The sequence below is a fragment of the Variovorax sp. V35 genome (assembly GCF_041154465.1).
Lineage (GTDB): Bacteria > Pseudomonadota > Gammaproteobacteria > Burkholderiales > Burkholderiaceae_C > Variovorax > Variovorax boronicumulans.
Genome location: NZ_AP028666.1, coordinates 2,775,301 through 2,799,381, shown reverse-complemented (window position 1 = coordinate 2,799,381; position 24,081 = coordinate 2,775,301). Strand labels below are relative to the sequence as shown.

The 24,081-nt window shown below is 69.1% G+C and carries 26 protein-coding genes; 12 read left to right on the top strand and 14 right to left on the bottom strand.

Annotated elements, in window-relative coordinates:
* The first annotated feature begins 153 nt into the window (after positions 1-153).
* Positions 154-903, top strand: coding sequence for a metallophosphoesterase (locus ACAM42_RS13000; protein ID WP_369632243.1), 750 nt, complete (start codon positions 154-156; stop codon positions 901-903).
* 7 nt (positions 904-910) lie between these two features.
* Here the strand turns inward: ACAM42_RS13000 and ACAM42_RS12995 are convergent, their stop codons facing one another.
* Positions 911-1,447, bottom strand: a complete 537-nt coding sequence (locus ACAM42_RS12995; RefSeq protein WP_307590503.1) for a cysteine hydrolase family protein — start codon at positions 1,445-1,447, stop codon at positions 911-913.
* 154 nt (positions 1,448-1,601) lie between these two features.
* Here ACAM42_RS12995 and ACAM42_RS12990 point away from each other — a divergent pair, with 154 nt between their 5' ends.
* Entirely contained in the window at positions 1,602-2,729 is a 1,128-nt protein-coding gene (locus ACAM42_RS12990; protein WP_307590501.1) for an MBL fold metallo-hydrolase, read from the top strand.
* 115 nt (positions 2,730-2,844) lie between these two features.
* On the opposite strand, the gene ACAM42_RS12985 is transcribed toward ACAM42_RS12990, so the two are convergent.
* A complete protein-coding gene (locus tag ACAM42_RS12985; protein ID WP_369632242.1) occupies positions 2,845-3,237 on the bottom strand; it encodes a hypothetical protein in 393 nt (130 codons plus the stop codon).
* A gap of 54 nt (positions 3,238-3,291) precedes the next feature.
* Here ACAM42_RS12985 and ACAM42_RS12980 point away from each other — a divergent pair, with 54 nt between their 5' ends.
* Positions 3,292-4,245 carry an ABC transporter substrate-binding protein gene (locus ACAM42_RS12980; RefSeq protein ID WP_369632241.1) on the top strand — a complete coding sequence of 318 codons (954 nt, stop codon included), beginning with the start codon at positions 3,292-3,294 and terminating at the stop codon, positions 4,243-4,245.
* Positions 4,246-4,267: 22 nt separating this feature from the next.
* On the opposite strand, the gene ACAM42_RS12975 is transcribed toward ACAM42_RS12980, so the two are convergent.
* The 5 genes from ACAM42_RS12975 to ACAM42_RS12955 form a co-directional block, all read right to left on the bottom strand.
* Entirely contained in the window at positions 4,268-4,465 is a 198-nt protein-coding gene (locus ACAM42_RS12975; RefSeq protein WP_223301260.1) for a hypothetical protein, read from the bottom strand.
* Positions 4,465-6,861 carry a DNA topoisomerase IV subunit A gene (gene parC / locus ACAM42_RS12970; RefSeq protein ID WP_070059510.1) on the bottom strand — a complete coding sequence of 799 codons (2,397 nt, stop codon included), beginning with the start codon at positions 6,859-6,861 and terminating at the stop codon, positions 4,465-4,467. Before parC ends, ACAM42_RS12975 begins: the two co-directional genes overlap by 1 nt.
* Positions 6,862-6,948: 87 nt before the next feature.
* Entirely contained in the window at positions 6,949-7,902 is a 954-nt protein-coding gene (locus ACAM42_RS12965) for a lytic transglycosylase domain-containing protein (protein WP_369632240.1), read from the bottom strand.
* 29 nt (positions 7,903-7,931) lie between these two features.
* Entirely contained in the window at positions 7,932-9,920 is a 1,989-nt protein-coding gene (locus ACAM42_RS12960) for a DNA topoisomerase IV subunit B (RefSeq protein WP_369632239.1), read from the bottom strand.
* 74 nt (positions 9,921-9,994) lie between these two features.
* Entirely contained in the window at positions 9,995-10,906 is a 912-nt protein-coding gene (locus tag ACAM42_RS12955; protein WP_369632238.1) for a LysR family transcriptional regulator, read from the bottom strand.
* Positions 10,907-10,996: 90 nt separating this feature from the next.
* Here ACAM42_RS12955 and ACAM42_RS12950 point away from each other — a divergent pair, with 90 nt between their 5' ends.
* From ACAM42_RS12950 to ACAM42_RS12915, 8 genes are all read left to right on the top strand, one after another.
* Positions 10,997-12,190, top strand: a complete 1,194-nt coding sequence (locus ACAM42_RS12950) for a serine hydrolase domain-containing protein (protein ID WP_369632237.1) — start codon at positions 10,997-10,999, stop codon at positions 12,188-12,190.
* Positions 12,183-13,379, top strand: a complete 1,197-nt coding sequence (locus ACAM42_RS12945; RefSeq protein ID WP_369632236.1) for an MFS transporter — start codon at positions 12,183-12,185, stop codon at positions 13,377-13,379. The genes ACAM42_RS12950 and ACAM42_RS12945 overlap by 8 nt, the downstream gene beginning before the upstream one ends.
* Positions 13,380-13,510: 131 nt before the next feature.
* Positions 13,511-14,737 (top strand): MFS transporter, encoded by a 1,227-nt coding sequence (locus ACAM42_RS12940; protein ID WP_369632235.1) that lies wholly within the window; start codon positions 13,511-13,513, stop codon positions 14,735-14,737.
* Positions 14,738-14,778: 41 nt separating this feature from the next.
* Complete coding sequence (locus ACAM42_RS12935) at positions 14,779-14,922, top strand: hypothetical protein (protein ID WP_167395003.1); 144 nt, start codon at positions 14,779-14,781, stop codon at positions 14,920-14,922.
* 43 nt (positions 14,923-14,965) lie between these two features.
* On the top strand, positions 14,966-15,538 hold the full coding sequence (locus tag ACAM42_RS12930) for a class I SAM-dependent methyltransferase (protein ID WP_369632234.1): 573 nt from the start codon (positions 14,966-14,968) through the stop codon (positions 15,536-15,538).
* Between the two features lie 119 nt (positions 15,539-15,657).
* Complete coding sequence (gene dapA, locus ACAM42_RS12925; protein ID WP_062474750.1) at positions 15,658-16,506, top strand: 4-hydroxy-tetrahydrodipicolinate synthase; 849 nt, start codon at positions 15,658-15,660, stop codon at positions 16,504-16,506.
* A gap of 157 nt (positions 16,507-16,663) precedes the next feature.
* Positions 16,664-17,740 carry an outer membrane protein assembly factor BamC gene (gene bamC / locus ACAM42_RS12920; protein ID WP_062474681.1) on the top strand — a complete coding sequence of 359 codons (1,077 nt, stop codon included), beginning with the start codon at positions 16,664-16,666 and terminating at the stop codon, positions 17,738-17,740.
* Between the two features lie 5 nt (positions 17,741-17,745).
* On the top strand, positions 17,746-18,525 hold the full coding sequence (locus ACAM42_RS12915; RefSeq protein ID WP_369632233.1) for an MBL fold metallo-hydrolase: 780 nt from the start codon (positions 17,746-17,748) through the stop codon (positions 18,523-18,525).
* 78 nt (positions 18,526-18,603) lie between these two features.
* Here the strand turns inward: ACAM42_RS12915 and ACAM42_RS12910 are convergent, their stop codons facing one another.
* The 3 genes from ACAM42_RS12910 to ACAM42_RS12900 all read right to left on the bottom strand — a co-directional run bounded on the left by ACAM42_RS12910 (position 18,604) and on the right by ACAM42_RS12900 (position 20,582).
* Complete coding sequence (locus tag ACAM42_RS12910) at positions 18,604-18,846, bottom strand: hypothetical protein (protein WP_369632232.1); 243 nt, start codon at positions 18,844-18,846, stop codon at positions 18,604-18,606.
* 94 nt (positions 18,847-18,940) lie between these two features.
* Complete coding sequence (locus ACAM42_RS12905; protein ID WP_369632231.1) at positions 18,941-19,450, bottom strand: hypothetical protein; 510 nt, start codon at positions 19,448-19,450, stop codon at positions 18,941-18,943.
* Positions 19,440-20,582: a cupin domain-containing protein gene (locus ACAM42_RS12900; protein WP_369632230.1), complete on the bottom strand. Its 1,143-nt coding sequence runs from the start codon at positions 20,580-20,582 to the stop codon at positions 19,440-19,442. The genes ACAM42_RS12905 and ACAM42_RS12900 overlap by 11 nt, the downstream gene beginning before the upstream one ends.
* 14 nt (positions 20,583-20,596) lie before the next feature.
* Here ACAM42_RS12900 and ACAM42_RS12895 point away from each other — a divergent pair, with 14 nt between their 5' ends.
* Positions 20,597-21,121: a peptidylprolyl isomerase gene (locus ACAM42_RS12895; RefSeq protein WP_369632229.1), complete on the top strand. Its 525-nt coding sequence runs from the start codon at positions 20,597-20,599 to the stop codon at positions 21,119-21,121.
* A 72-nt stretch (positions 21,122-21,193) separates the two neighbouring features.
* Here the strand turns inward: ACAM42_RS12895 and ACAM42_RS12890 are convergent, their stop codons facing one another.
* The 4 genes from ACAM42_RS12890 to coaBC form a co-directional block, all read right to left on the bottom strand.
* The gene (locus tag ACAM42_RS12890) at positions 21,194-21,694 is read right to left on the bottom strand and encodes a glycine zipper 2TM domain-containing protein (RefSeq protein ID WP_062474665.1); all 501 of its coding nucleotides are present in this window, start codon (positions 21,692-21,694) and stop codon (positions 21,194-21,196) included.
* Between the two features lie 189 nt (positions 21,695-21,883).
* A complete protein-coding gene (gene dut, locus ACAM42_RS12885) occupies positions 21,884-22,330 on the bottom strand; it encodes a dUTP diphosphatase (protein WP_062474662.1) in 447 nt (148 codons plus the stop codon).
* A 16-nt stretch (positions 22,331-22,346) separates the two neighbouring features.
* Positions 22,347-22,787 carry a hypothetical protein gene (locus ACAM42_RS12880; RefSeq protein WP_369632228.1) on the bottom strand — a complete coding sequence of 147 codons (441 nt, stop codon included), beginning with the start codon at positions 22,785-22,787 and terminating at the stop codon, positions 22,347-22,349.
* Positions 22,787-24,010 (bottom strand): bifunctional phosphopantothenoylcysteine decarboxylase/phosphopantothenate--cysteine ligase CoaBC, encoded by a 1,224-nt coding sequence (coaBC, locus tag ACAM42_RS12875; protein ID WP_095947300.1) that lies wholly within the window; start codon positions 24,008-24,010, stop codon positions 22,787-22,789. Before coaBC ends, ACAM42_RS12880 begins: the two co-directional genes overlap by 1 nt.
* Positions 24,011-24,081: the final 71 nt, after the last annotated feature.

The following is a 24,081-nucleotide window of genomic DNA, read 5'->3' as shown; positions in this document are numbered from 1 at the left end:
ACGACCGCGCCTCTCGTGCGCAGGACACTGGGTGCTTCCCGCAGCGAAATCAAGGAGGAGGCCGCAGGCCGGGGGACATTCGCGGAGGGAAGTACCCGGTGGCCTGTGCACGCACCCCGAACTAAGATCACCGCCCTCACAAAGAAGCCACGCATGCGCATCGCCCTTGTCTCCGACATCCACGGAAACCTTCCCGCACTGAAAGCCGTCGTCGAGGACATCGCACGCCGCAACGTGGATGCCACCGTCAACCTCGGCGACAGCCTCTCAGGCCCACTGATGCCGCTGGAGACTGCGCAGTTCCTGATGGCGCAGGACTGGGTCCAGCTCGCCGGCAACCACGAACGGCAACTGCTCACGTTGCCGACCTCCGGCCAGCGCGGCGAGTCCGACGCCTTCGCACACGCCCGACTCGGCGAGGCAGAGTTCGCATGGATCGCCTCGCTCACGCCACGCCTGCGCTTGAGCCCCGAGCTGCTGCTGTGCCACGGCACGCCCGACAGCGACCTCACCTACTTCCTAGAAACGGTCGAGCCCACGCAACTGCGCATGGCCACTGCGGCGGAGATCGATGCGCGCCTCGGCACAGTGGAAGCCGGCACGGAACTGGTCGCCTGCGGCCACACGCACCTGCCGCGCGTGATGCACGCATCCAACGGCATCTTGATCGTCAACCCGGGCAGCGTCGGCCTGCAGGCCTATGGCGACGCGCATCCGCATCCGCACCACGTGGAGACCGGCTCACCCGATGCGCGCTACGCGCTGGTCGAACGGCACGACCACGGGCAGTGGACCTGCACGCTGGTCACCGTGCCCTACGACCACGTGGCCACGGCGGCACTGGCTGCTGCCAATGGGCGTGCGGACTGGGCCCACGCACTGGCCACCGGGCGCATGCCCTAGCGCCAGATCAATCGCCGAAAGCGATGTCCGCGCTGTCGACCGCGCGGATCGGCACGCCGAAGCTCGTGATGTCCGACAGCGTCGCGTTGTGGTGCGCGCGGATGAAGGCGCCCTTGGCGTGGGGCTTGTCGTGCGAGGTGTGGGCGTCGGCCGCCAGCACCACCTCGTAGCCCAGCGCGGCGGCGCGGCGCACGGTGGTGTCCACGCAGAACTCCGACGAATAGCCACAGACCACCACGCGCCGAACGCCCTGCCCCGACAACCACGCTTCGAGCGGCGTGCGCAGGAACGAGTCGGGCGTGGTCTTGCGCAGGCGCGCGTCCGTCGGCGTCACCTGCAAGGCATCGGCCAGCTGCCAGCGCTCGGAATCGAATTCCAGGTCGATGGCGTTCTCGTGCTGGACGAAGGCCACCGGCACGCCCGCCGCGCGGGCCCGTGCCGTGAGCGCGTTGATGCGCCCGATGACCGCTTCGGCCTCGTACGGCCGGGGCGGATCGTCGCAAAGGCCGCGCTGCATGTCGATGACGAGGATGGCAGTTTTCATGGCAATGAAGGGCTGAAGCCGTGGATCGCCGCAGTATGCCGCCGGCCCGCGGATTGCCCCCGCTCGCCGAATGTTTCTGTCGCTGAAACCATTGAAAAGCCAACTCCCGCTAGTCTCGCGCCTCAAGACCAACACACACGCAGAGGGCTTTCCCATGGCTGACGAATCGGATTCGCAAGGCGCTTATTTACCCCGGCTGCTGCGCCGCAGCGCGGTGCTCGCCACGGCGGGCTGCGCGTTCGTGGCCGGCTGCAGCAGCGCCGGCGGCGGGGAGACGCGCTACGACAACTCGCCGCAGTTCAAGGGTGGCGTGTTCCAGAACATGCCCAACCCCGAGCTGCAGCCCGCCGCCAGCACCTGGCGCATCTGGTCGCGCTTCATCGTCGGCAGCAAGGTCGACACCGTGCCGGTCGACCCCATTCCGGTGCGCGCACTGACCCCCCAGGCGCTCGACGCGCTCGCGGCCGACGCCAACCACGTGGTGCGCCTGGGCCACTCGTCGCACCTGCTGAAACTCAAGGGCAAGTACTGGCTCATCGACCCCGTGTTCAGCGAGCGCGTCTCGCCCTTCACCTGGGTCGGGCCGAAGCGTTTTCACAAGCCGCCGATCCAGCTGGAGCAGCTGCCGCCGATCGAGGCCGTGATCCTCTCGCACGACCACTACGACCACCTGGACGTCGCCACCATCGAGTACCTGGCCACGCGCGTGCAGCGCTACTTCGTGCCGCTGGGCGTGCGCGCCCGGCTCGTCGAGATGGGCGTGCCCGCCGAGCGCGTGACCGAGCTCGACTGGTGGCAGGGCGGCGAGCATGCGGGCGTGAAGCTCACCGCCACGCCCGCGCAGCATTTCTCGGGCCGCGCGGTCACGCTGACCGACCGCGACCGCACGCTGTGGGCCTCGTGGGTGGTGCAAAGCGGCGACCAGCGCATCTTCTACAGCGGCGACTCGGGTTACTTCCCCGGCTTCAAGCAGATCGGCGAACGCTTCGGCGGCTTCGACCTGGCGCTGATGGAAAACGGCGCCTACGACGCCTACTGGCCCGGCGTGCACATGACGCCCGAGCAGAGCGTGCAGGCCTTCGAAGACCTGCGCGGCAAGGTGCTCTATTCGGTGCACAACAGCACCTTCGACCTGGCCTTCCACACCTGGCACGACCCGCTGGACCGCATCGCCGACCTGGCGCAGGCCAAGAAGATCGACCTGGCCACGCCGGTGATCGGCGAAGTGCTCACGGTGGGCCAGGCGCGCACCAACGTGCGTTGGTGGGCCGGGCTGAAGTAAGGAGCGCACCGTCCACGCGGCGGTGTGTATTTCAAATGTTGCTCGTCACTTTTGGAAGGTTTACAGACAGTTAACCAGCGGCCGGTTCAATCGCCGTGTCGCCGCGACGAATCCCTCACCGGACGCCGATCGCGGACGACACCGTCATCTGCAAGGCAGCAGCCACAGGGAGCAAGGTGATCACAAGAAGAACCGGCAAGAAAGGAGGCGGCATCCCCGCCATCTCGACGCGCGCCCCGAGGCGCCGCCTGGCGCGCATCGCCAGGGGTTTCGCCACGGGGCGCGTGCTGGCATCGATCGCGGGCGCAGGGGTCGTCGCACCCTCGATGCGCCGCACATCGGCCTGATCGTCAGCGACCCGGGCAACCTCTTCTTCCTCCAGGTCTGACACTGCCGCCGCCCACGCTGCCGACCCGCGACAACATCGACTCCCACCGGGGGCCGGCAGGTCCGTCCATTCACCCACGCTTGCCGCCGCAGATCGCGGATGCGAGGCGGTGCGGAACATGTCATCATCCCCACCCCTTCACCGGCCCCCTCTCGCAACGAGGCCCTCGCACCCATGCCCATGAAACGTCCCTGGCGCACCTGGCTGCTGGCCCTCCTCCTCGCTGTGGGCCCCGTGGGCAGCGCGCTCGCGACACATGCCAACCATGGCAAGGGCCCGCGCGTCGGCGTGCTCGTGAGCGACCTGCGCAACCCCTTCTTTGCCTACATCGCGCGCGCGGTGGAAAGCACGCTGGCCGCAGACAGTCGTAACGCGGCGCACATCACGGTCGTGTCGAGCGGGTTCGATCCGCAGCGGCAGGACGAGCAGCTCAAGGAAATGATCCGCCAGCGCGTGCAGCTGGTGATCGTGACGCCGGTCGATTCGACCACCCTGCACGCGCGCGTCACGGAGGCGCGCGCGGCCGGCATCAAGGTGGTGGCGGTCGATGCGCTCGTGCAAGGTGCGGACGCGGCCGTGGTGACAGACAGCCGCGCGGCCGGCAAGCTCTCTTGCGAACACCTGGTGCGCACGCTCGGCGGCAAAGGCGAAGTGGCGATCATCGACGGCCCTCCGAACACTGCGGCAGTGGGCCGCGTCAACGGCTGCCGCGAGGCCTTGAACGCCGCACCCGGCGTGCGCGTCGTGTCGATGGCGCTCAATGGCGGCGCCACCAAGGACGGCGGCGTGGAACAGATGACGCGGCTGCTCGCGCGCCATCCGAAGCTGTCGGGCGTGTTCGCGATCAACGACCTGTGCGGCATCGGCGCGGAACTGGCGGCCCAGGTCGCGGGCCGGCGCGACATCGTCATCACGGCGATGGACGGTTCGCCGGAGGTGGCGCAGCGGCTGCAGGACCCGGCCACCTTGATCGCAGGCAGCGCGACGCAGTCGCCCACCTTGATGGGCCAGCGGGCGGCCCAGATCGGGCTGAAGCTCCTGAAGGGCCAGCCCCCCCAGCAGCGCGTGCTGCTGTTGCCGTCGAAGCTCGTGACGCGCGAGAACGTCGACGGCTACGGGGGCTGGTGAGCCAGCCCCTCGGCCTGCCTGCTTACTTGCCTTCCTGCTCGCGCCGCTCGCGCGCGCGACGCACCTGGCGCGTCTCGTTGGCCTGCGCGGCGGCGCGGTCTTTCGCGCGCCGCTTGCCCTGGCGCTTCTCGCGCATGCGGCGCCCCAGGATGTAGCTGCCGAAGCCCGTGACCACGGCGAGGACCACGCCGAGGATGCTGATGTCGATGCCGCCCAGCATCAGAGCACCCGCACCACGCTCGCCGGCGTGAATCCGAGGTCCGCCACCTTGCCCTTGCGCGCGCGGGCACCCATCGCGTTGTTGAGCGAGCGGATCTCGAGCGTTTCTTCGCGCTCCTTGCCGCCGCGGGCGACGCCTTCGATCCGCACGCTGCGCGTGTAGGCCACCGCACCGGCCAGCGATTCCTTGGCCTCCAGGTCGATCAGCATCAGGCCGCGTCCGCCCTTGGGCAGGCTCTTGAGCTCGGCGATGTCGAAGGTCAGGATGCGCTTGCCGCTCGAGGCGCAGGCCACGTGCGTGGCGGCCGGCATCGGCTCGGCGCCGCTCGCGCCACCCACCAACGACGGCCGGCACAGTTGCTCGCCCTCGCCCACGTCGATGAAGGCCTTGCCGCCGCGCTGGCGCGACATCATGTTCTCGATGGTGGCCATGAAGCCGTAGCCGCCCGTGTTGGCCAGCAGCAGGCAGGCGCCCACCGGGCCCGCGAAGAAATGCGTGACGTGCGTGCCGGCATCGAGCTCGATGAGCGTGGTGACGGGCTGGCCGTCGCCGCGCGCGCCGGGCAGCGAGGCCACGGGCACGGTGTAGACGCGCACGCTCTTGTCCTTGGCGCTGCCGAAGACCAGCAGCGTGTCGACGCTGCGGCACTCGAAGGCGCCGTAGAGCGTGTCGCCCGACTTGAAGCTGTACTCGGGCGCGGTGCCGCCGTTGCCGGCGGCCTTCTCGCTGGCCCAGCCCTTCTGCGCGCGCACCCAGCCCTTCTGCGACACGATCACGGTGACGGGCTCGTCGACCACCTTCACCTCGGCCACGGCGCGCTTCTCGGCCTGGATGAGCGTGCGGCGCGGGTCTTCGAAGGTCTTGGCGTCGGCCTCGATTTCCTTGACCAGCAGGCGGCGCAGCGTGGCCGGGCTGGAGAGGATGTCTTCGAGCTTCTTCTGCTCTTCGCGCAGGCCGGCCAGTTCCTGCTCGATCTTGATGGCCTCGAGCCGCGCGAGTTGGCGCAGCCGGATTTCAAGGATGTCCTCGGCCTGGCGTTCGCTGAGGTTGAAGCGCGCGATCAGCGCCGCCTTCGGGTCTTCCGCCGCACGGATGATGGCGATCACCTCGTCGATGTTCAGCAGCACCAGCTGCCGGCCTTCGAGGATGTGGATGCGGTCCTGCACCTTGTCCAGGCGATGGCGCGAGCGCCGCTCGACGGTGATCTCGCGGAACGCGATCCACTCGTTGAGCATCTGGCGCAGCGACTTCTGCGTCGGCTTGCCGTCGATGCCGACCATCGTGAGGTTGATCGACGACGAGGTCTCGAGCGAGGTCTGCGCCAGCAGCGTGGTCACGAACTCGTCCTGGCTGATGCGCGAGGTCTTGGGTTCGAACACCAGGCGCACGGCGGCGTCCTTGCTCGATTCGTCGCGCACCACGTCGAGCACCGACAGCATCGCGGCCTTGAGCTGGGTCTGGTCGGCGCTCAGCGCCTTCTTGCCGGCCTTGACCTTCGGGTTGGTGATTTCCTCGATTTCTTCGAGCACTTTCTGCGTGCTCACGCCCGGCGGCAGTTCGTTGACCACGAGCTGCCACTGGCCGCGCGCGAGGTCTTCGATCTTCCAGCGCGCGCGCACCTTGAGCGAGCCGCGGCCGGTGCGGTAGGCGTCGGCGATGTCGCTCGCGCTGCTGATGATCTGCGCGCCGCCCGGGTAGTCGGGGCCGGGCACGAGGGCGAAGAGTTCTTCTTCGCTGAGCTTGCCGTTGGACTTGATCAGCGCCACGCAGGCGTCGGCGATCTCGCGCAAGTTGTGGCTCGGGATTTCGGTGGCCAGGCCCACGGCGATGCCGCTGGCGCCGTTGAGCAGCGTGAACGGCAGCCGCGCGGGCAAGAGGCGCGGCTCTTCGGTGCTGCCGTCGTAGTTGGGAATGAAGTCGACCGTGCCTTCGTCGATCTCGTCGAGCAGCAGGCTGGTGATGCGCGCCAGGCGCGCTTCGGTGTAGCGCATGGCCGCGGCGCCGTCGCCGTCGCGGCTGCCGAAATTGCCCTGGCCGTCGACCAGCGGATAGCGCTGCGAGAAGTCTTGCGCCATGCGCACCAGCGCGTCGTACGCGGCCTGGTCGCTGTGCGGGTGGAAGCGGCCGAGCACGTCGCCGACCACGCGCGCGCTCTTCACGGGCTTGGCGCCCACGGTGCCGTTGGTGCCGCCGAAGCCCAGGCCCATGCGCGACATCGAGTACAGGATGCGCCGCTGCACCGGCTTCTGGCCGTCGGACACATCGGGCAGCGCGCGGCCCTTGACCACGCTCAGGGCGTATTCGAGGTAGGCGGTCTGCGCGTAGTCGGCCAGCGTGAGGGTGGTGTCGCCGTCGGTGGGGCCTGCAAGGTCGAGCGGAGGTTGAGAGTCGTCCATGAAGAAGAGAGAAAGAAAAACAGTGACGGGCGGCGTGCGTTCGCGCTCAGCCCAAAATGAAAGTGGGGTGCATGGCGGCCTGCGGGATCACGACAGCGGCGACGGCGGCGAAGCGTCGCCCGGCTCCGCTGCGCTGGTCGGCACGTCGGACGGCTCGGGAATCTCGGGCATGGTCGGCACGTTGCGCGGCGACTCGGACGGCATGTTGCCGCGCCCGATCGCGCCGCCCTTGGGCACCGACATTTCCATGCGGATGCGCCCCGGCGTCCTGCCACCACTGCTGCCGCTGCCGCTGCCGCTGCCGCTGCCGCTGCGCAGGTTGCCGCCCACGGTCACGGCCGAGGGCTTGAGGTACGCATACAGCTGCAGCACGGTCTGCACGTAGTTCTGCGTTTCCTTGTAGTTCGGGATCTTGTTGCCCGCGCGCTGCACCGCGCCCTCGCCCGCGTTGTAGGCGGCCAGCGCGAGCTCGATCTGGCCCGGGAACATCGCGATCAGGTCGCGCAGGTAGCGCGAGCCGGCGGCGATGTTGATGTGCGGGTCGAACAGCTTCTTCTCGATCGTGCCGCGCTTGTCCGTCGCCACGCCGTAGCGCTGCGCGGTGGCCGGCATGAGCTGCATGAGCCCCATCGCGCCCTTGGGCGAGACGGCCTTGGCGTCGAAGCCCGACTCGGTGGCGACCAGCGCCTGCAGCAGCTCGTAGTCGATCGCGTGCTTGCTCGACGCGTCGCGCAGCGCCGCCTTGGCGGTCTTGTAGCCGGGCGAGGCCTCGAACATGGCGAGCAGGTTCTGCGACGCCGGCGACACCTTGCCGTCGAGCCGGCGGTGGATGCTGCCGCGGCCCAGCGGCGACAGGCCCTTGGCGGTGTCGAAGCTCTGGCCGCCCTGGAAGAAGAGCTTGTAGCGCTCGTCGACCTTCTCGGCCGCGAAGTGCGCCACGCCGTTGCTGTCGATGTAGCCATAGATGTCGGTCGCGTGCGCGAGCCCCTGCTGCATGCACAGCAGAAGGGCCAACCACAGCGAACGCTTGAAAACCGACATGCGTGTGAGAAGAAAGAAAAAGGAAACTGTCAGACGTCGATGTCGACGTCGTCTGCGCGCAATTCCATGAGCTCGCGCCGCGCCGCCGCTTCGCCCTTGCCCATCAGCTTGGTGATCTCGCCCTGGGTGGACGAAAAATCAAACCGACCCAATTGGACCTTCATCAGGCGGCGGGTGTCCGGATTGAGCGTGGTTTCCCACAATTGTTCCGCGCTCATTTCGCCCAGGCCCTTGAAGCGGCTGATGCTCCAGGCGCCTTCGCGCACGCCATCTTTACGCAGTTTGTCGAGCGTGGCGGTGAGTTCGCCCTCGTCCAGCGCATAGACCTTGGAGGCCGGCTTCTTGCCGCGCGCGGGCGCATCGACCCGGAACAGTGGCGGCTTTGCGACATACACGTGGCCGGCTTCGATGAGCTTGGGAAAGTGCCGGAAGAACAGCGTGAGCAGCAGCACCTGGATGTGCGAGCCGTCCACGTCGGCATCCGACAGGATGCAGATCTTGCCGTAGCGCAGCCCGCTCATGTCGGGCGAATCGGTGGGGCCGTGCGGATCGACGCCCACGGCCACCGAGATGTCGTGGATTTCGGTGTTGGCAAAGAGGCGGTCGCGCTCGACTTCCCAGGTGTTGAGCACCTTGCCGCGCAGCGGCAGGATGGCCTGGCTTTCCTTGTCGCGGCCCATCTTGGCGCTGCCGCCGGCGGAGTCGCCCTCGACCAGGAACACCTCGTTGTGGCTGATGTCCTTGCTCTCGCAGTCGGTCAGCTTGCCAGGCAGCACGGCCACGCCGGAGCCCTTGCGCTTCTCGACCTTCTGGCCGGCGCGCTGGCGCGTCTGCGCGGCCTTGATGGCCAGTTCGGCCAGCTTCTTGCCGTAGTCGACGTGCTGGTTGAGCCACAGCTCGAGCGTGGGACGCACGAAGCTGGACACCAGGCGCACGGCGTCGCGCGAATTCAGGCGCTCCTTGATCTGGCCCTGGAACTGCGGGTCGAGCACCTTGGCGCTGAGCACGTACGAGGCGCGCGCAAACACGTCTTCGGGCAGCAGCTTCACGCCCTTGGGCAGCAGCGAGTGCAGCTCGATGAAGCTCTTCACCGCGTTGAACAGGCCGTCGCGCAGGCCGCTTTCGTGCGTGCCGCCGGCGCTGGTGGGAATCAGGTTGACGTAGCTCTCGCGCACCGGCTGGCCGTCTTCGGTGAAGGCCACGCACCAGTCGGCGCCCTCGCCTTCGGCGAAGTTGTCGGCGTTCTTGTCGGCATGGCCGCTGCCTTCGAACAGCGGAATGACCGGGTCGCCGTTGAGCGTCTGCATCAGGTAGTCGCTCAGGCCGCCCTTGTAGAGCCACTGCTGGCTTTCGCCGGTCTTCTCGACGGCCAGCGTGACGCTCACGCCGGGCATCAGCACGGCCTTGCTGCGCAGCAGGTGGGTGAGCTCGCCCATCGGCAGCGCGGCGGTCTCGAAGTACTTGGCGTCGGGCCAGGCGCGCACGGTGGTGCCCTGCTTGCGTTCGCCGGCTTCGAGCCTGCGGATTTCGAGCGCCTCGATCACGTCGCCGGCGCTGAAGGCCAGCTTCGCGACCGAGCCTTCACGGTGCGAGCTGACTTCGAGGCGCTTGGACAGCGCGTTGGTCACCGACACGCCCACGCCGTGCAGGCCGCCCGAGAAGCTGTAGGCGCCGCCCGAGCCCTTGTCGAACTTGCCGCCGGCGTGCAGCCGGGTGTAGACCAGCTCGATCACGGGGGCCTTTTCCTCGGGGTGCAGGCCGAAGGGAATGCCGCGGCCGTCGTCCTCGACGCTGACCGAGCCGTCGGTGTGCAGCGTGACCTTGATCTTCTTGCCGTAGCCCGCCAGCGCCTCGTCGGCGGCGTTGTCGAGCACTTCCTGGATGATGTGCAGGGGGTTGTCGGTCCGGGTGTACATGCCCGGGCGCTGCTTCACGGGCTCGAGGCCCTTGAGCACGCGGATGGAGCCTTCCGAATAGCCGGAAGCGGAGTCTGAAGATGTCTTGGGGGAAGTCGCCATGGGGGCGGATTGTAGTCAGTTGGGTTGAAATGACTGGATACCCATACAGGCACCGGCTTCGGTCTTTTCGCACATCAGGCGGGAGTTTCTGCGGGCGGACCGAACATCCGCGCGCCCAGGAAATCGATGAACGCGCGCAGCTTGGGCGACGGATGGCGCCCCGACGGCCACAGCACGCGGAACGCGATGGTACGGGGCCGGCGCAGGTGGTCGGCCAGCACGGGCTGCAGCGCGCCCTCGGCCAGCGCGGCGCGCACGCTGAAGTCGGGCAGGCAGGCGATGCCGCGTCCGCGCAGGGCAAAGCACAGCCGGGTCTCGATGTTGTTGCAGATCATCGAGACCGGCGGGCGTACCTCGCTGCCGTCGGGCCCGGGCACGAGCGGCCAGACCTCGACCTTGCCGGTCGCCGGGTAGCGGTAGTGCAGGCAGGCGTGGCGGGCCAGGTCGTCCGGCGAGGCGGGCGTGCCGTGGCGCGCCAGGTAGGCGGGCGAGGCCACCAGCAGCTGCGAGAACTCGCCCAGCTGGCGCGACGACAGCCGTGAATCCGCCGGCTCGCCGGTGCGCACCACGGCGTCGAAGCCCTCCTCGATGACGTCGACCAACCGGTCGCTGAAGTCGAGGTCGAGTTCGATCGCCGGGTAGGCGGCCATGAAGTCGGCCAGCACCGGCAGCACCAGCGAGCTGACCAGCGGCAGGCTCACGCGCAGCCGCCCGCGCGGCGCCTCCGCGGCGTGCGACAGCTCCTGCTCGGCGGCCTCGATCTCGGCCAGCACGCGGCGGCTGCGCGCCAGGAACAGCGCGCCCTCGGCGGTCAGCGTGATGCTGCGCGTGCTGCGGTGGAACAGGCGCACGTCCAGCCGCTCCTCGAGCCGCGCCACGCGCTTGCCCACGGCCGAGGCCGACACGCCGAGCGCGCGCCCGGCCGCGACGAAGCTGCGGGTTTCGGCGACCTGAACGAAGACGGCAAAGCCGCTGAGGCTGTCCATGGGGAATCTCCATTGCGGACTTCAACGTCCGCATTGAGCGGAACTGTAGCCGTCTTTATCCGAAGTCGGCTTCTTCCTATCGTTGGCCGCATGACCTTTCTCCCCGATATTTCCCCCACTTTCACCCCTGCGTGGCAGGGCCCAGACCCGTCGCGCATCGACGCGGCCATCGACCGTGCGCTGGCCGAGCAGCGGCTGGTTGGCGCCGTAGTGCTGGTGCGCCACGACGGGCGCCTCGTCCACCGGCGCGCCGCCGGGCTGGCCGACCGCGAGGCCGGCCGGCCGATGCGCGAGGACGCGCTGTTCCGGCTGGCCTCGGTGTCCAAGCCCATCGTCTCGACCGCCGCGATGGTGCTCGTGGACCAGGGCCGGCTCGACCTGGACGACGCGGTGACGCGCTGGCTGCCAGACTTCCGCCCGCGCCTTCCCGATGGCGGCGAAGCCGTCATCACGCTGCGGCAGCTGCTGACCCACACGGCCGGCCTGGGCTACCGCTTCCTCGAAAGCACGGACGACGGCCCGTACGCGCGCGCCGGCGTGTCGGACGGCATGGACCGCGACGACGGCCTCACGCTGGCCGCCAACCTGCAACGCCTGGCCGGCGTGCCGCTGCTGTACCCGCCCGGCACCGGATGGCTCTACTCGCTGGCCATCGACGTGCTCGGCGCGGTGGTCGAGACGGCCAGCGGCCTGCCGCTGCCCGAGGCGGTGCGCACGCTGGTGACCGGGCCGCTGCAGATGCACGACACGGGCTTCGCCGCCGTCCCCGGCGACCCGCGGTTGGCCACGCCCTACGTGAACGGCCCCGGCGCCACGCCGCCGCAGCGCATGGACGGCCCGGTCGTCGCCACGCCGTTCGAGGCCGCCGTCGGCATCCGCTTCGACCCGGCGCGCGTCTTCGACGCCAACGCCTGGCCCTCGGCCGGCGCCGGCATGGTCGGCAGCGCGGACGATTTTTTGCGCCTGCTCGAAACGCTGCGCAGCGGCGGCGCCCCGCTGCTGGGCGCCGCCACCGTCGACACCATGGGCCGCAACCACACGGGCGCCTGGGGGCCTGCGGACGCGCCGGGCTGGGGCTTCGGCCTGGGCTTTTCGGTGCTGCACGACCCGCAGCCCACGCAGACGCCCGAATCGCCCGACACCTGGCGCTGGGGCGGCGCCTACGGCCATGCCTGGTTCGTCGACCGGGCGCGCGGGCTCAGTGTGGTGGCCTTCACGAACACGCTTTACGAAGGCATGTCGGGCCGCTTCGTCACCGAACTGAGGGACGCCGTCTATGCGTGACACGACCTCTTCTTCACCGCTGCCCCTGTCCGGCCTGCTGGCACTGGCGGCCGGCGGCTTCATCACCATCCTCACCGAGGCGATGCCGGCCGGCCTGCTGCCGCAGATTGGTGCCGACCTGTGCGTGGCGCCCGCGCTGGTCGGCCAGCTCGTCACCGTGTACGCGCTGGGCTCGCTGGTGGCGGCCATTCCGCTGGTGGCCTTCACGCGCGGCTGGCGACGCCGGCCGCTGCTGATGGGCGCGATCGGCGGCTTCGCGGTGGTCAACACGGTGACGGCGCTGTCGCACGACTACACGCTGACGCTGGTCGCGCGCTTCTTCGCCGGCGTGTTCGCGGGCCTGCTGTGGGCGTTGCTGGCCGGGCACGCGGCGCGCATGGTGGCGCCGTCGCAGCAGGGCCGTGCCATCGCCGTGGCGATGCTGGGCGCGCCGCTGGCGCTGTCGCTGGGCATTCCGGCCGGCACGCTGCTGGGCGCGAGCGTCGGCTGGCGACCGGCCTTTCTGATCATGTCGGCGCTGTCGGTGCTGCTGCTCGGCTGGGTGCGCTGGCAGGTGCCCGACTTCCCGGGCCAGGAGGCCGGACGCCAGCAAAGCGTGCGCCGCGTGTTCCTGCTGCCGGGCGTGCGGCCGGTGCTGGCCGTGATGTTCGCCTTCGTGCTGGCGCACAACATCCTCTACACCTACATCGCGCCCTTCCTGGCGCACGCCGGGCTCGAAGCGCAGGTCGGGCGGGTGCTGCTGGTGTTCGGCGCGGCGTCGCTGGGCGGCATCTGGCTCACGGGCGTGCTGATCGACCGCTGGCTGCGCACGCTGGTGCTGGCCGGCACGGCGGCCTTCGCGCTGGCGGCGCTGATGCTCGCCGCGGCGGGCGGGTCGGCGGCGGGCGTGTACCTCGCGGTGGCGGTCTGGGGCCTGGCCTTCGGCGGCGCGGCAACGCTGTTCCAGACCGCCTCGGCCCAGGCCGCCGGCGACGCGGCGGACGTGGCGCAGTCGATGGTCGTGACCACCTGGAACCTCGCCATCGCAGGTGGCGGGCTGGCGGGCGGCCTGCTGCTGCAGGGCGGCGGCGCGGGCAGCCTGCCCTGGTCGCTGCTGGCGCTGCTGGTGCCGGGGCTGGTGCTGGCGTGGCGGGCCTGCGAGCACGGTTTCCCGGGCGCGCGTGGCGCGGCGGCGGCACCGGCGCGCTGACCCCACAGGCAGGCCGCGCGCCTGCCTTCTTTCTTTGATGCCGTGCGCGCATCGAAACCGCGCCCACAAATCATCAATGGCCTTGGCCGCCACGCCACCTGCCACAGCATCCATTTCGCTACATTCGAAGGATGCAAGCCTCCCCCGCTCCCACCCTTTCGATCAAGCAGGTGCTGTTCTGCGGCGCCATGATCGTCACGCTCTCGATGGGCATCCGCCACGGCTTCGGCCTCTGGCTGCAGCCCATCACGCAGGCGCAGGAGTGGAACCGACAGACCTTCTCGTTCGCGCTGGCGGTGCAGAACCTGTCGTGGGGCATCTTCGGCGTGTTCGCGGGCATGCTGGCCGACCGCTTCGGCGCGTTCCGCGTGCTGATCGGCGGCTCGCTGCTGTACGCGGCAGGCCTCTTCGGCATGGCGCATTCGCCGACACCGCTGCTGTTCACCCTGAGCGCGGGCGTGCTGATCGGCGCGGCGCAGGCGGGCTCGACCTATGCCGTGATCTACGGCGTGATCGGCCGGCAGATCCCGGCCGAGCGGCGCTCCTGGGCGATGGGCGTGGCCGCCGCGGCCGGCTCGTTCGGCCAGTTCCTGATGGCGCCCATCGAAGGCCGCCTGATCGGGGCCTTCGGCTGGCAGACGGCGCTGGCCGTGGTGGCGGTGCTGGTGCTGGTGATCGTGCCGCTGGCCTTCGGCTTGCGCGAGCCCAAGACCGCCGCGCTGGCCGGCCACCGCGACCAGTCGGTGCTGCAGGCCGTGGGCGAGGCCTTCCGTTACCCCAGCTTCGGCTTGCTGATGGCGGGCTACTTCGTCTGCGGCTTCCAGCTGGCCTTCATCGGCATCCACATGCCGACCTACCTGCGCGACCAGAACCTGTCGCCCGAAGTGGCAGGCTACGCGCTGGCGTTGATCGGCCTGTTCAACGTGTTCGGCACCTACACGGTCGGCCTGCTGGGGCAGAAGCTGTCCAAGCCCAAGATCCTGGCGGCCATCTACTTTGCGCGGGCGGTGTCGATCGCCCTCTTCCTGCTGGCGCCGATTTCGCCGCTCAGCGTGTACGTCTTCTCGGCCGCCATGGGCTTCCTGTGGCTGTCGACCGTGCCGGCCACCAACGCCATCGTCGCGGGCATCTTCGGCGTGGCCCACCTGTCGATGCTCAGCGGCTTCGTCTTCCTGAGCCACCAGGTGGGGTCGTTCCTGGGCGTGTGGCTGGGCGGCTTCCTGTATGACACGACGGGCAGCTACAGCATCGTCTGGTACATCTCGATCGCGCTGGGCGTGTTCGCGGCGCTGATCAACCTGCCGGTCAAGGAAAGCGCCATTGCGCGCGGAATCCGGCCGGCCGCCGTGGCGGGCTGACGGCCCGCGCTTTTCTCTCTTGTTTGCAAGGAGCCATCGCCATGACGCCCCGCACACGCAACCACTACCTGGCCCAGGCCGCCTGGCTCGCCGCCGTGCTGGCGGCGCTGGGCGGCGTGTTCGCGCTGTACGTGCATCCGACGTTCCTGGTCACGCTGGTCGATCAGGTGTGGTCCTGTTTCTGAACGACTTCGCCCCGAAACGCCCGCTTGCCGGGCCCAGGCAGCTATGAAAGATGTAGCAATTCCCGTGCATGCGAGCACGGCGCCCTCTGAATGGATCGTGCGCTGGTCGCACCTGCTTGCCCCGAACGCCACGGTGCTCGACGTGGCCTGCGGGTCCGGGCGGCACATGCAGTGGTTCGCCGGGCGCGGGCATGCCGCGACCGGCGTCGACCGGTCGCCCGAGGCCGTCGAGGCGGCCGGCGCCTTCGGGCGCGTGGTGGCGGCCGACATCGAGTCGGGCCCCTGGCCCTTCACGGCCCAACGCTTCGGCGCGGTGGTCGTCACCCACTACCTCTGGCGCCCGCGCATGGCCGACATCGTGGCCGCCGTGGCGCCGGGCGGCGTGCTGCTGTACGAGACCTTCGCCGCCGGCAACGAGACCGTCGGCAAGCCCTCGCGGCCCGATTTCCTGCTGCAGCCGGGCGAGCTGCTCGGGGCCTGCGCCAGCCTGCAGGTGATCGCCTATGAAGACGGCTTCCTGCCGGAGCCGGCGCGCTTCATCCAGCGCATTGCCGCCGTGCGGCCCGGCGAAGCGGCCGCGGGCGCCCCGCCGCGCCACTTCCTGAAGGCCAGCTGAGCGCGCCGACACAACTGTCTCCGGCCCGGCCGGAGTCAGTAGAATGGCCGCTTTCGTCCACCGACAAAGAGATTCCCTTGGAGCAACTGACAGGCAGCATCGTCGCGCTCGTCACGCCGATGCACGACGACGGCAGTGTCGACTACCCCGCCCTGCGGCGGCTCATCGACTGGCACATTGACGAAGGCACCGACTGCCTTGGCGTGGTCGGCACCACCGGCGAATCGCCGACGGTCGATGTGGAAGAGCACTGCGAAATCATCCGCGTATCCGTCGAGCAGGCCCGGGGCCGCGTGCCCGTGATGGCCGGCTGCGGCGCGAACTCGACCAAGGAAGCCATCGAGCTCGCCAAGTTCGCCAAGGGCGTCGGCGCCGACTCGCAGCTGCAGGTCGTTCCCTACTACAACAAGCCCACGCAAGAGGGCCAGTACCAGCACTTCAAGGCCATCGCCGAAGCCGTCGGCGACCTGCCCGTGGTGCTGTACAACGTGCCCGGCCGCACCGTCGCCGATATGGCGCACGACACCGTGCTGCGCCTGGCGCAGGTGCCCGGCATCATCGGCATCAAGGAAGCCACTGGCAACATCGAGCGTGCCCAGTGGCTCATCCGCGACCTGCCGAAACACTTTGCCGTCTACTCCGGCGACGACCCGACCGCGGTCGCGCTCATGCTGTGCGGCGGCCAAGGCAACATCAGCGTCACGGCCAACGTGGCGCCGCGCAAGATGCACGAGCTGTGCGTGGCCGCGCTGGCCGGTGACGTCAAGCGCGCGATGCAGCTGCAGTTCGAACTGATGCCGCTGCACCGCAACCTGTTCGTCGAACCCAACCCGATCCCGCTCAAGTGGGCCATGGCCCGCCTGGGTCTGTGCGGCGGCGCCCTGCGGCTGCCGCTCACGGAACTCGGCGAAGCGAGCCGCCCGGCGGTCGAGGGCGCCCTGCGCGCCACCGGCCTGCTCAAGGACTGACCGAGCCCGGGTTTCCCCACCGATCACACCGCCTCCCGTCCGCCCTTTCCCCCTGTTCGCAGCAAGGTCAAGCAACCTTTTGCCGCAACGGTGCTCAGAGAGGGCGGGGCGCTGGGGCCCATCGATTGACCGAACCATTCCACCAAGGAAGACGACGTTGAAGAACATTTCGCGACTTGCACTGCTGGCCCTCGTTGCCAGCCTCGCCGCCTGCTCCGTCCTCGAGAGCGACAAGATCGACTACAAGAGCGCAGGCAAGGCCCCGACGCTCGAAGTCCCACCCGACCTGTCCCAGCTCTCGCGCGACAACCGCTACGCAGTGCCGGGCGGCGCCGTCACCGCCAACGCCTACCAGGCCGGCATCGCGAACGCACCGGGCATCCCCACCGCCGTGGCCAACATCGGCGACGTGCGCATGGAACGCTCGGGCACGCAGCGCTGGATCGTCATCAACCGCACGCCCGACCAGCTCTGGGAACCGGTGAAAGACTTCTGGCAGGAAAACGGCTTCCTGCTGACCACCGACCAGCGCAACCTGGGCATCATGGAAACCGACTGGGCCGAGAACCGCGCCAAGCTGCCGCAGGACATCATCCGCGGCACGCTGGGCAAGCTGGTCGATTCGGTCTACTCGACCGGCGAACTCGATCGCTTCCGCACCCGCCTGGAGCGCAGCACCAACGGCACCGAGATCTTCGTCAGCCACCGCGGCATGCAGGAGGTCTACAACAACTCCCGCCAGGACCAGACCGTGTGGCAGCCCCGCCCGAGCGATCCTGAGCTCGAGACCGAATTCCTGCGCCGCCTGATGGTCAAGCTCGGTGTGTCGCAAGAGCAGTCGAAGATCCTCGCCGCGACCACCGCAGCGCCCAAGACCGCCACCGTGGCCACCGTCGGCAACCAGCCGGTCGTGCAGATCAGCGAAGGCTTCGACCGCGCATGGCGCCGCGTCGGCCTGGCCCTGGACCGCACCGGCTTCACCGTCGAAGACCGCGACCGCAGCGCCGGCACCTACTACGTGCGCTACGTGACCCCGAACCCCGACAAGAAGGACGATGGCTTCTTCGGCAAGCTGTTCAGCTCCAAGAAGGACGAAGCGCCGATCAAGTTCCGCATCTCGGTCAAGAGCCAGGGCGAAGCCACCACGGTCTCGGTCCTGAACGACGCCGGCGCACCCGAAACCTCGGCCAACGCGCAGCGCATCGTCAAGGTCATCGCCGACGACCTGAAGTAAGCCCCATGCTCCGCTTCCGAAGCCTCGGCAGCGGCAGCACGGGCAACGCCGCGCTGGTCGAAGCAACGACCAGCGCCGGCCGCACCACCCGCCTCCTCGTCGACTGCGGCTTCGGCATCCGCCAGCTCGACCGGCGCCTGGCCCAGGCGGGCCTGGCCGCAGCGGACCTCGACGCCGTCTTCATCACGCACGAGCATGGCGACCACATCGGTTGCGCCCATGCCCTGTCGCTGCGCGACCGCATCCCGGTCTGGATGAGCGAAGGCACGTGGCTTGCCACCGGCGGGCGCGACTACGAAGGCCGCCTGCACCTGGCGCGCGACGATGCCGAGTTCACCGTCGGTGACCTCTGCCTGCAGCCCTTCACCGTGCCCCACGACGCCCGCGAGCCGCTGCAGCTGCGCTGCACCGACGGCAACCGCACGCTGGGCGTGCTGACCGACCTGGGCCACGCCACCAGCCACGTGCTGGCCCGACTGCGCGGCGCGCACGCGCTGCTGCTCGAGTTCAACCACGACAGCGACCTGCTCGCCGGCTCGGCCTACCCGTCGTTCCTGAAGCAGCGCGTGGGCGGCAACTACGGCCACCTGTCGAACACCGCGGCGGCGGAAATCGCCCGCGCCGTGCGGCACGACGGCCTGCGCCACGTGGTCGCGGCGCACCTGAGCGAGCAGAACAACCGGCCCGAGATCGTGCGGCGCCTGATGGCCGAAGCGCTGGGCGGCGATGAAGCCGAGATGCTCACGGCGACCGCCGCCGAGGGCTCGCCCTGGCTCGACGTCTGAACAGGCGGGACATCGCCCTCCCCCAATGAAAAAGCCGCCCGAGGGCGGCTTTTTGCATGGTGCGGACCTGCAGCGAAATTACTGCTTCGGTGCCTCGCCCTTCTTGGCGGCTTCGGTCGCGGCGTTGGCGGCGTCCAGGGCCGACGAAGCGGCGGCCGACGGTGCCGATGCAGGCGCGGCGGCCGGTGGTGCAGCGGGTTCGGTCACGGGAGCGGGCGGCGGGGTCACGACCGCAGGCGCGGCGTCCTCTTTCTTTCCGCAGGCCACCAGGGCGGCAGCGGCGATCAGCGAGGCAATCAGGACGGACGACGACTTCTTCATGAGGACTCCTTTGGCAATGAAGGTCTGGAACCAAAAAATTCTAGACCGCCAACCCCGCCCGGATATGTCGCGGGGGTGTATTTGCGGCATTGGCTTACAAGCCGAGCGTGGAGGCGGGAAAGGCCGGCCGGCCCTGGCGCCAGCGCTCGTCGAGGCTTTCGCGCAGGTCGCGCCGCGCACGCGGCTCGTTGCTGCAGACACCGCGGCTACGCTCGGGGTCGATGCGGTGCAGGCACCAGGTGGGCGTCCACAGGGCGCTGGGCACCTCCTCGGCCGCGCCTGAACGGCCACCTGCCGCGCGGCATTCGACGATGTGGTCCCAGGTGCGGCGCCACGTCACGAAGCGCGCATGACCGCGCTCGATCAGGTCGAAGCGCCCTGCCAGCAGCAACAGGCGGCGCCCGCTGGCCGACCAGGCCTGCAGCGCCTCGATGCTGGCGCGCTCGCCCAGCGGCCAGTCGGCGAAGTCGGGGTCGCTGAAGACGATCTCGTTCCAGCCCTGGTGCGCGGCGGCGGACAACGCCCCGCGGACGAGGTCGGCGAAGACCTCCCGGCCGTCGAAACGGCCCTCGTTCAGGGCCGGTACGGCGCCTTCATTCGGCATGCAGCCAGCCCGCCTCGCACCACTCGCCCAGCAGCGCCCGCGCGCCCTCGCTGGCGCGGGCCAGCTCGCGCGCACCGAGCGCACGCTGGTCGGCCAGCCGCCGCATCAGCGTGGCGTCGGCCCCGCCGGCGCGGAAGCTCTCGCCGTTGATGTAGACGTGCCGCGCGTCGTAGAGCATGCGCGTGCGGCGGTCGAGCGCGACCGCGCCCAGCACCTCGGGCACTTCATTGCCCTCGCCGAACCAGACGTTGGCCTTCGGCTCGGTGAGCGATTCGCCCAGCGCGCGGTCGATGGCGTCGGGGTCGCGCAGCGCGGCCTCGACGGCCTTGCGCGCGAAGTCCTGCAGCGCAGCCGGCATCGCGGCCGGGGCCTCGACGGCAGGTTGCGACGGATCGCGGTAACGCGCGAGCTCGGACGGGCCCGCGTCTTCCAGGTCTTCGGCATAGGCCTGTGCCACACGCGCCAGCAGGTCGGCGCCCAGTTCGCCCACGGCGGACGAGCGCAGCCCGATGGAGTACGTCATGCAGTCGTCGCCCACCGCCACGCCGTCGTGGGCGTACTTGGGCGGCAGGTACAGCATGTCGCCGGGCTCGAGCACGAAGGTCTGCTCGGGCTCGAAGTGCTCGAGCACCTTGAGCGGCACGTCGGGCTGCAGCCGCAGGTCGGACTGCTTGCCGATGGACCAGCGGCGCCGCCCCTGCGCCTGCAGCAGGAACACGTCGTAGCTGTCGAAATGCGGGCCGACGCCGCCGGTGTCGCTCGCGTAGCTGATCATCAGGTCGTCCAGGCGCGCATCGGGCAGGAAACGGAACTGCCGCAGCAGGTCGTGCACGCCGTCGTGGTGCAGGTCGACGCCCTGCACCAGCATCGTCCAGCCCGGCTGCTTCAGCGGCGGCAGCGCGCGGCGGGGCAACGGGCCGTGCTTGAGCGACCAGCCGGCCTTCCCATGCCGGATGAGGCGCGACTCGACCCCCTCGCGCTCCGCCAGCGCGAAGAGCGCGGGTCGGTCGATCGGCGGCACCATCGAGGGAACGGCCTGCCGGATCAGCAGGGGTTTCTTTTGCCAGTACCGGCGCATGAACTGCGCGGGACTCAGGCCGCCAAGCAAGGGCAGCGGTTGATTGATCTCCATGGGAGAATTCTGCAATGGAAATCTCTGAACAATGCGTGGTCGGCCTGACCTGGACCATGAAAGACACGCTCGGCGATGTGCTGGACGTGCTCGACGAGCCGGTGGAATTCATGGTGGGCGGCGACGACCTCTTCGACGTGATCGAGGCCGCCCTGCAGGGCCATGAGCCCGGCGCGCGCGTGCAACTGCAGATCGAGCCCGAACAGGGCTTCGGCGACTTCAACGACCAGCTGCTCTTCCTGGAGCCGCGCGCGTTGTTCCCTGAAGGCACCGAGGAAGGCATGACCTTCGACGGCTCCGCCCTGCCCAAGGGCGTCAGCGACGGCATCCCCAAGGACGCGATCTACACCGTGGCCGAGATCTACCCCGACCACCTCGTGCTCGACGGCAACCACCCGCTGGCGGGCATCGCGATCCGACTGGACATCACGGTGCGTTCGGTGCGCGAAGCCACCGAAGAAGAAGTCGGCCGCGGCACGGCGGGCACCGCCTTCTTCAAGGTGCCGCCGATGGCACCGGGCAACCAGATGCTGCACTGAGACCCAGCCATCCCACCAAAGCAAAAAGCCGGGCAGTGCCCGGCTTTTTGCTTTGCGCGCGCGGCCGACCGCTTACATGCGCGAGATGTGCCCGTTGTCGATGCGCACGCGGTCGCCGATGCGCAGGTCGCCCGGGTTTTGCACGTCGAAGGCACGGTAGCCGCCGCGGTCGGTCTGCACCGAGACGCGGTAGCTCTCGTAGGCGCGCGGGCCGTTCTGCTGGGCCTCGATGGTGTTGCCCAGCAAGGCGCCGCCCACGAGGCCGAGCGCAGTGGCTGCGGCACGGCCGTTGCCGCGTCCGAACTGATTGCCCACCACGCCGCCGATGAGGCCGCCCGCGATGGCACCGCCACCCGTGGTGCCCACGCCCGCGGTTTCGCTGCGCAGCACCTCGATGTTGGCGACGTGGCCGTACTCGACGTAGGCCGCTTCCTGGTATTGGATCGCCCGCGGCGGGGCCTGGTAGGGGTAGCGCGAGGTCTGGTAGACCGGGGCCGGCGCGACACAGGCCGTGAGCGTGGCCAGTGCGAGCACGGACGCCGTGACGGAAATGAAGCGCATTGAGATGTTCATGAAAGAGGCTCCTCGAAGAAAACAGCACGCGCCCGGACGGGCTGCATGCCTGCCTGTGTCTAACGTTTCAGCCGAAGCCGCGATGACGAAAGACACACGCTGAAACCTTCGAGACGAACCACGCGCCGGCGGTTCCGTTCTTTACGCCTTGGATACTCAGGTGCCCTTCAGCTTTGCCGGGGCAAAGGCTCAGTGCTTGCCGGTCGAACCGTAGCCGCCCTCGCCGCGTTGCGAGGCCTCGAACTCGGCGACCACGCGGAACTGCGCCTGCACCACCGGCACGATCACCAGCTGCGCAAGCCGCTCCATCGGCTGCAGCACGAAGGGCGTGTTGCTGCGGTTCCAGGCGCTGACCTTCAGCTCGCCCTGGTAGTCGCTGTCGATCAGGCCGACGAGGTTGCCCAGCACGATGCCGTGCTTGTGGCCCAGGCCCGAGCGCGGCAGGATCAGCGCGGCATAGGCCGGATCGGCCAGGTGGATCGCGATGCCGGTGCCCACCAGTTGCCAGGCATTGGGTTCGAGCGTGACCGGGGCATCCAGGCAGGCCCGCAGGTCGAGGCCGGCGCTTCCGGGGGTGGCATACGCGGGCAATTGATCCACCATGCGCGGATCGAGGATTCGGACGTCTACTTTCACTGACTTGCTGCCTTGGTTACTTCTGTTGCTGTTCTTTTTGCTTGCGGGCGGCCTCTTCGAGCACCTGCTGCCATTTGGCGACCCCGGGCCTCAGATTGAGCCCCTTGAGAAAACGCTTGCCGAACCAGGCCGCCGCGGCGGCGCCCAGGACGAGCACGGAGAGCGGCACGCCGATGGCCCACAGCACCAGGAACACCATCGCCCCCATGCCGGCCAGCACCTTGAGCGTGCCCGGGGGGATGGCCTTGCTGCCGTCAGCCTTCGCGGCCTCGCCAGCCGGCGATTCACGCCGCGCGACGGTGGTCCCCTGCGCACCGGGTGATGGCGTCATGCCAACGTCCAGCCCGTGCTCGGACTCCTTGCCGGGGACGCGGGCGGTCTGGCCCGCGCGCGCCGACAGCTGCTCCACGTAGCGGGCGAAGTCGCCGTTGGGCGGTGTGTTGGATTCGGTGTTCATCAGGCCCTCCAATCAGGAAGTCGCGCGGCAATTTCCGTCATCAGCTCGCGCGCCAGCCGGAGCTTGGGCGCGCGGGGCAACTCGCGCACGCCCTTCGCGTCCACCAGCAGCAGTGCGTTGTCGTCCTGCCCAAAGGTCAGCGGGCCGATGTTGCCCACCAGCAGCGGAATGCCCTTGCGCTCGCGCTTGGCCTTGGCGTGCTCGGCGAGGTTCTCGCTCTCGGCGGCGAAGCCCACGCAGAACAGCTTCCTGGCCTGCGCGCGCTCGCTTTTTGCCACCGTGAGCAGGATGTCGGGGTTCTCGACGAAGTGCAGCACCGGCGTCTGGCCGCTGCCGTCCTTCTTGATCTTCTGGTCGCTGTGCGTCGCCGGGCGCCAGTCGGCCACAGCGGCCGTTGCTACAAAAATGCTAGCTGCCTGCGCAGCGCGGGTGGTGGCTTCGAGCATCTCCTGCGCCGACAGCACGTCGATGCGGCTCACGCCGCGCGGGGTCGGCAAGTGCACCGGGCCGGCCACCAGCGTGACCTCGGCACCGGCCTCGCGCGCCGCGCGGGCGATGGCGAAACCCATCTTGCCGGACGAATGGTTGGTGATGCCGCGGATCGGGTCCAGCGCCTCGAAGGTCGGGCCGGCCGTGACCAGCACCTTCTGCCCTGCCAGCAGCTTGGGCTGGAAGAAGGCCGTGATGTCCTCGAGCAGCTGCGCCGGTTCGAGCATGCGCCCGTCGCCGGTTTCGCCGCAGGCCTGCCATCCGCTGCCCACGCCCAGCACGGTCGCGCCGTCGGCCGACACCTGCATCAGGTTGCGCTGGGTGGCCGGATGGGCCCACATCTCGCGGTTCATGGCGGGGGCGATCAACAGCGGCACGCGGTCGGTCGGACGCGCCAGGCACAGCAGGCTCAGCAGCTCGTCGGAGCGGCCCTGCACCAGCCGCGCGATGAAATCGGCGCTGCAGGGCGCCAGCACGATCGCATCGGCCTCGCGGCTCAAGTTGATGTGCGGCATGTTGTTGGGCTCACGCGCGTCCCACTGCGAGGTGTAGACGGTGCGCCCCGAGAGCGCCTGCATGGTGACCGGCGTCATGAACTGCTCGGCCGCCTCGGTCATCACGACCTGGACGGTGGCGCCCGCCTTCACGAGCAGGCGGCACAGCTCGGCCGATTTGTAGCAGGCGATGCCCCCTGTGAGTCCGAGGACGATGTGTTTGCCGGCGAGATCTTGCATGGGACATATTGTTGCTCACATACCGACAAGATCAGGAACCGGATGGCCTTCGGCCGTGGAGGCACAAAGGG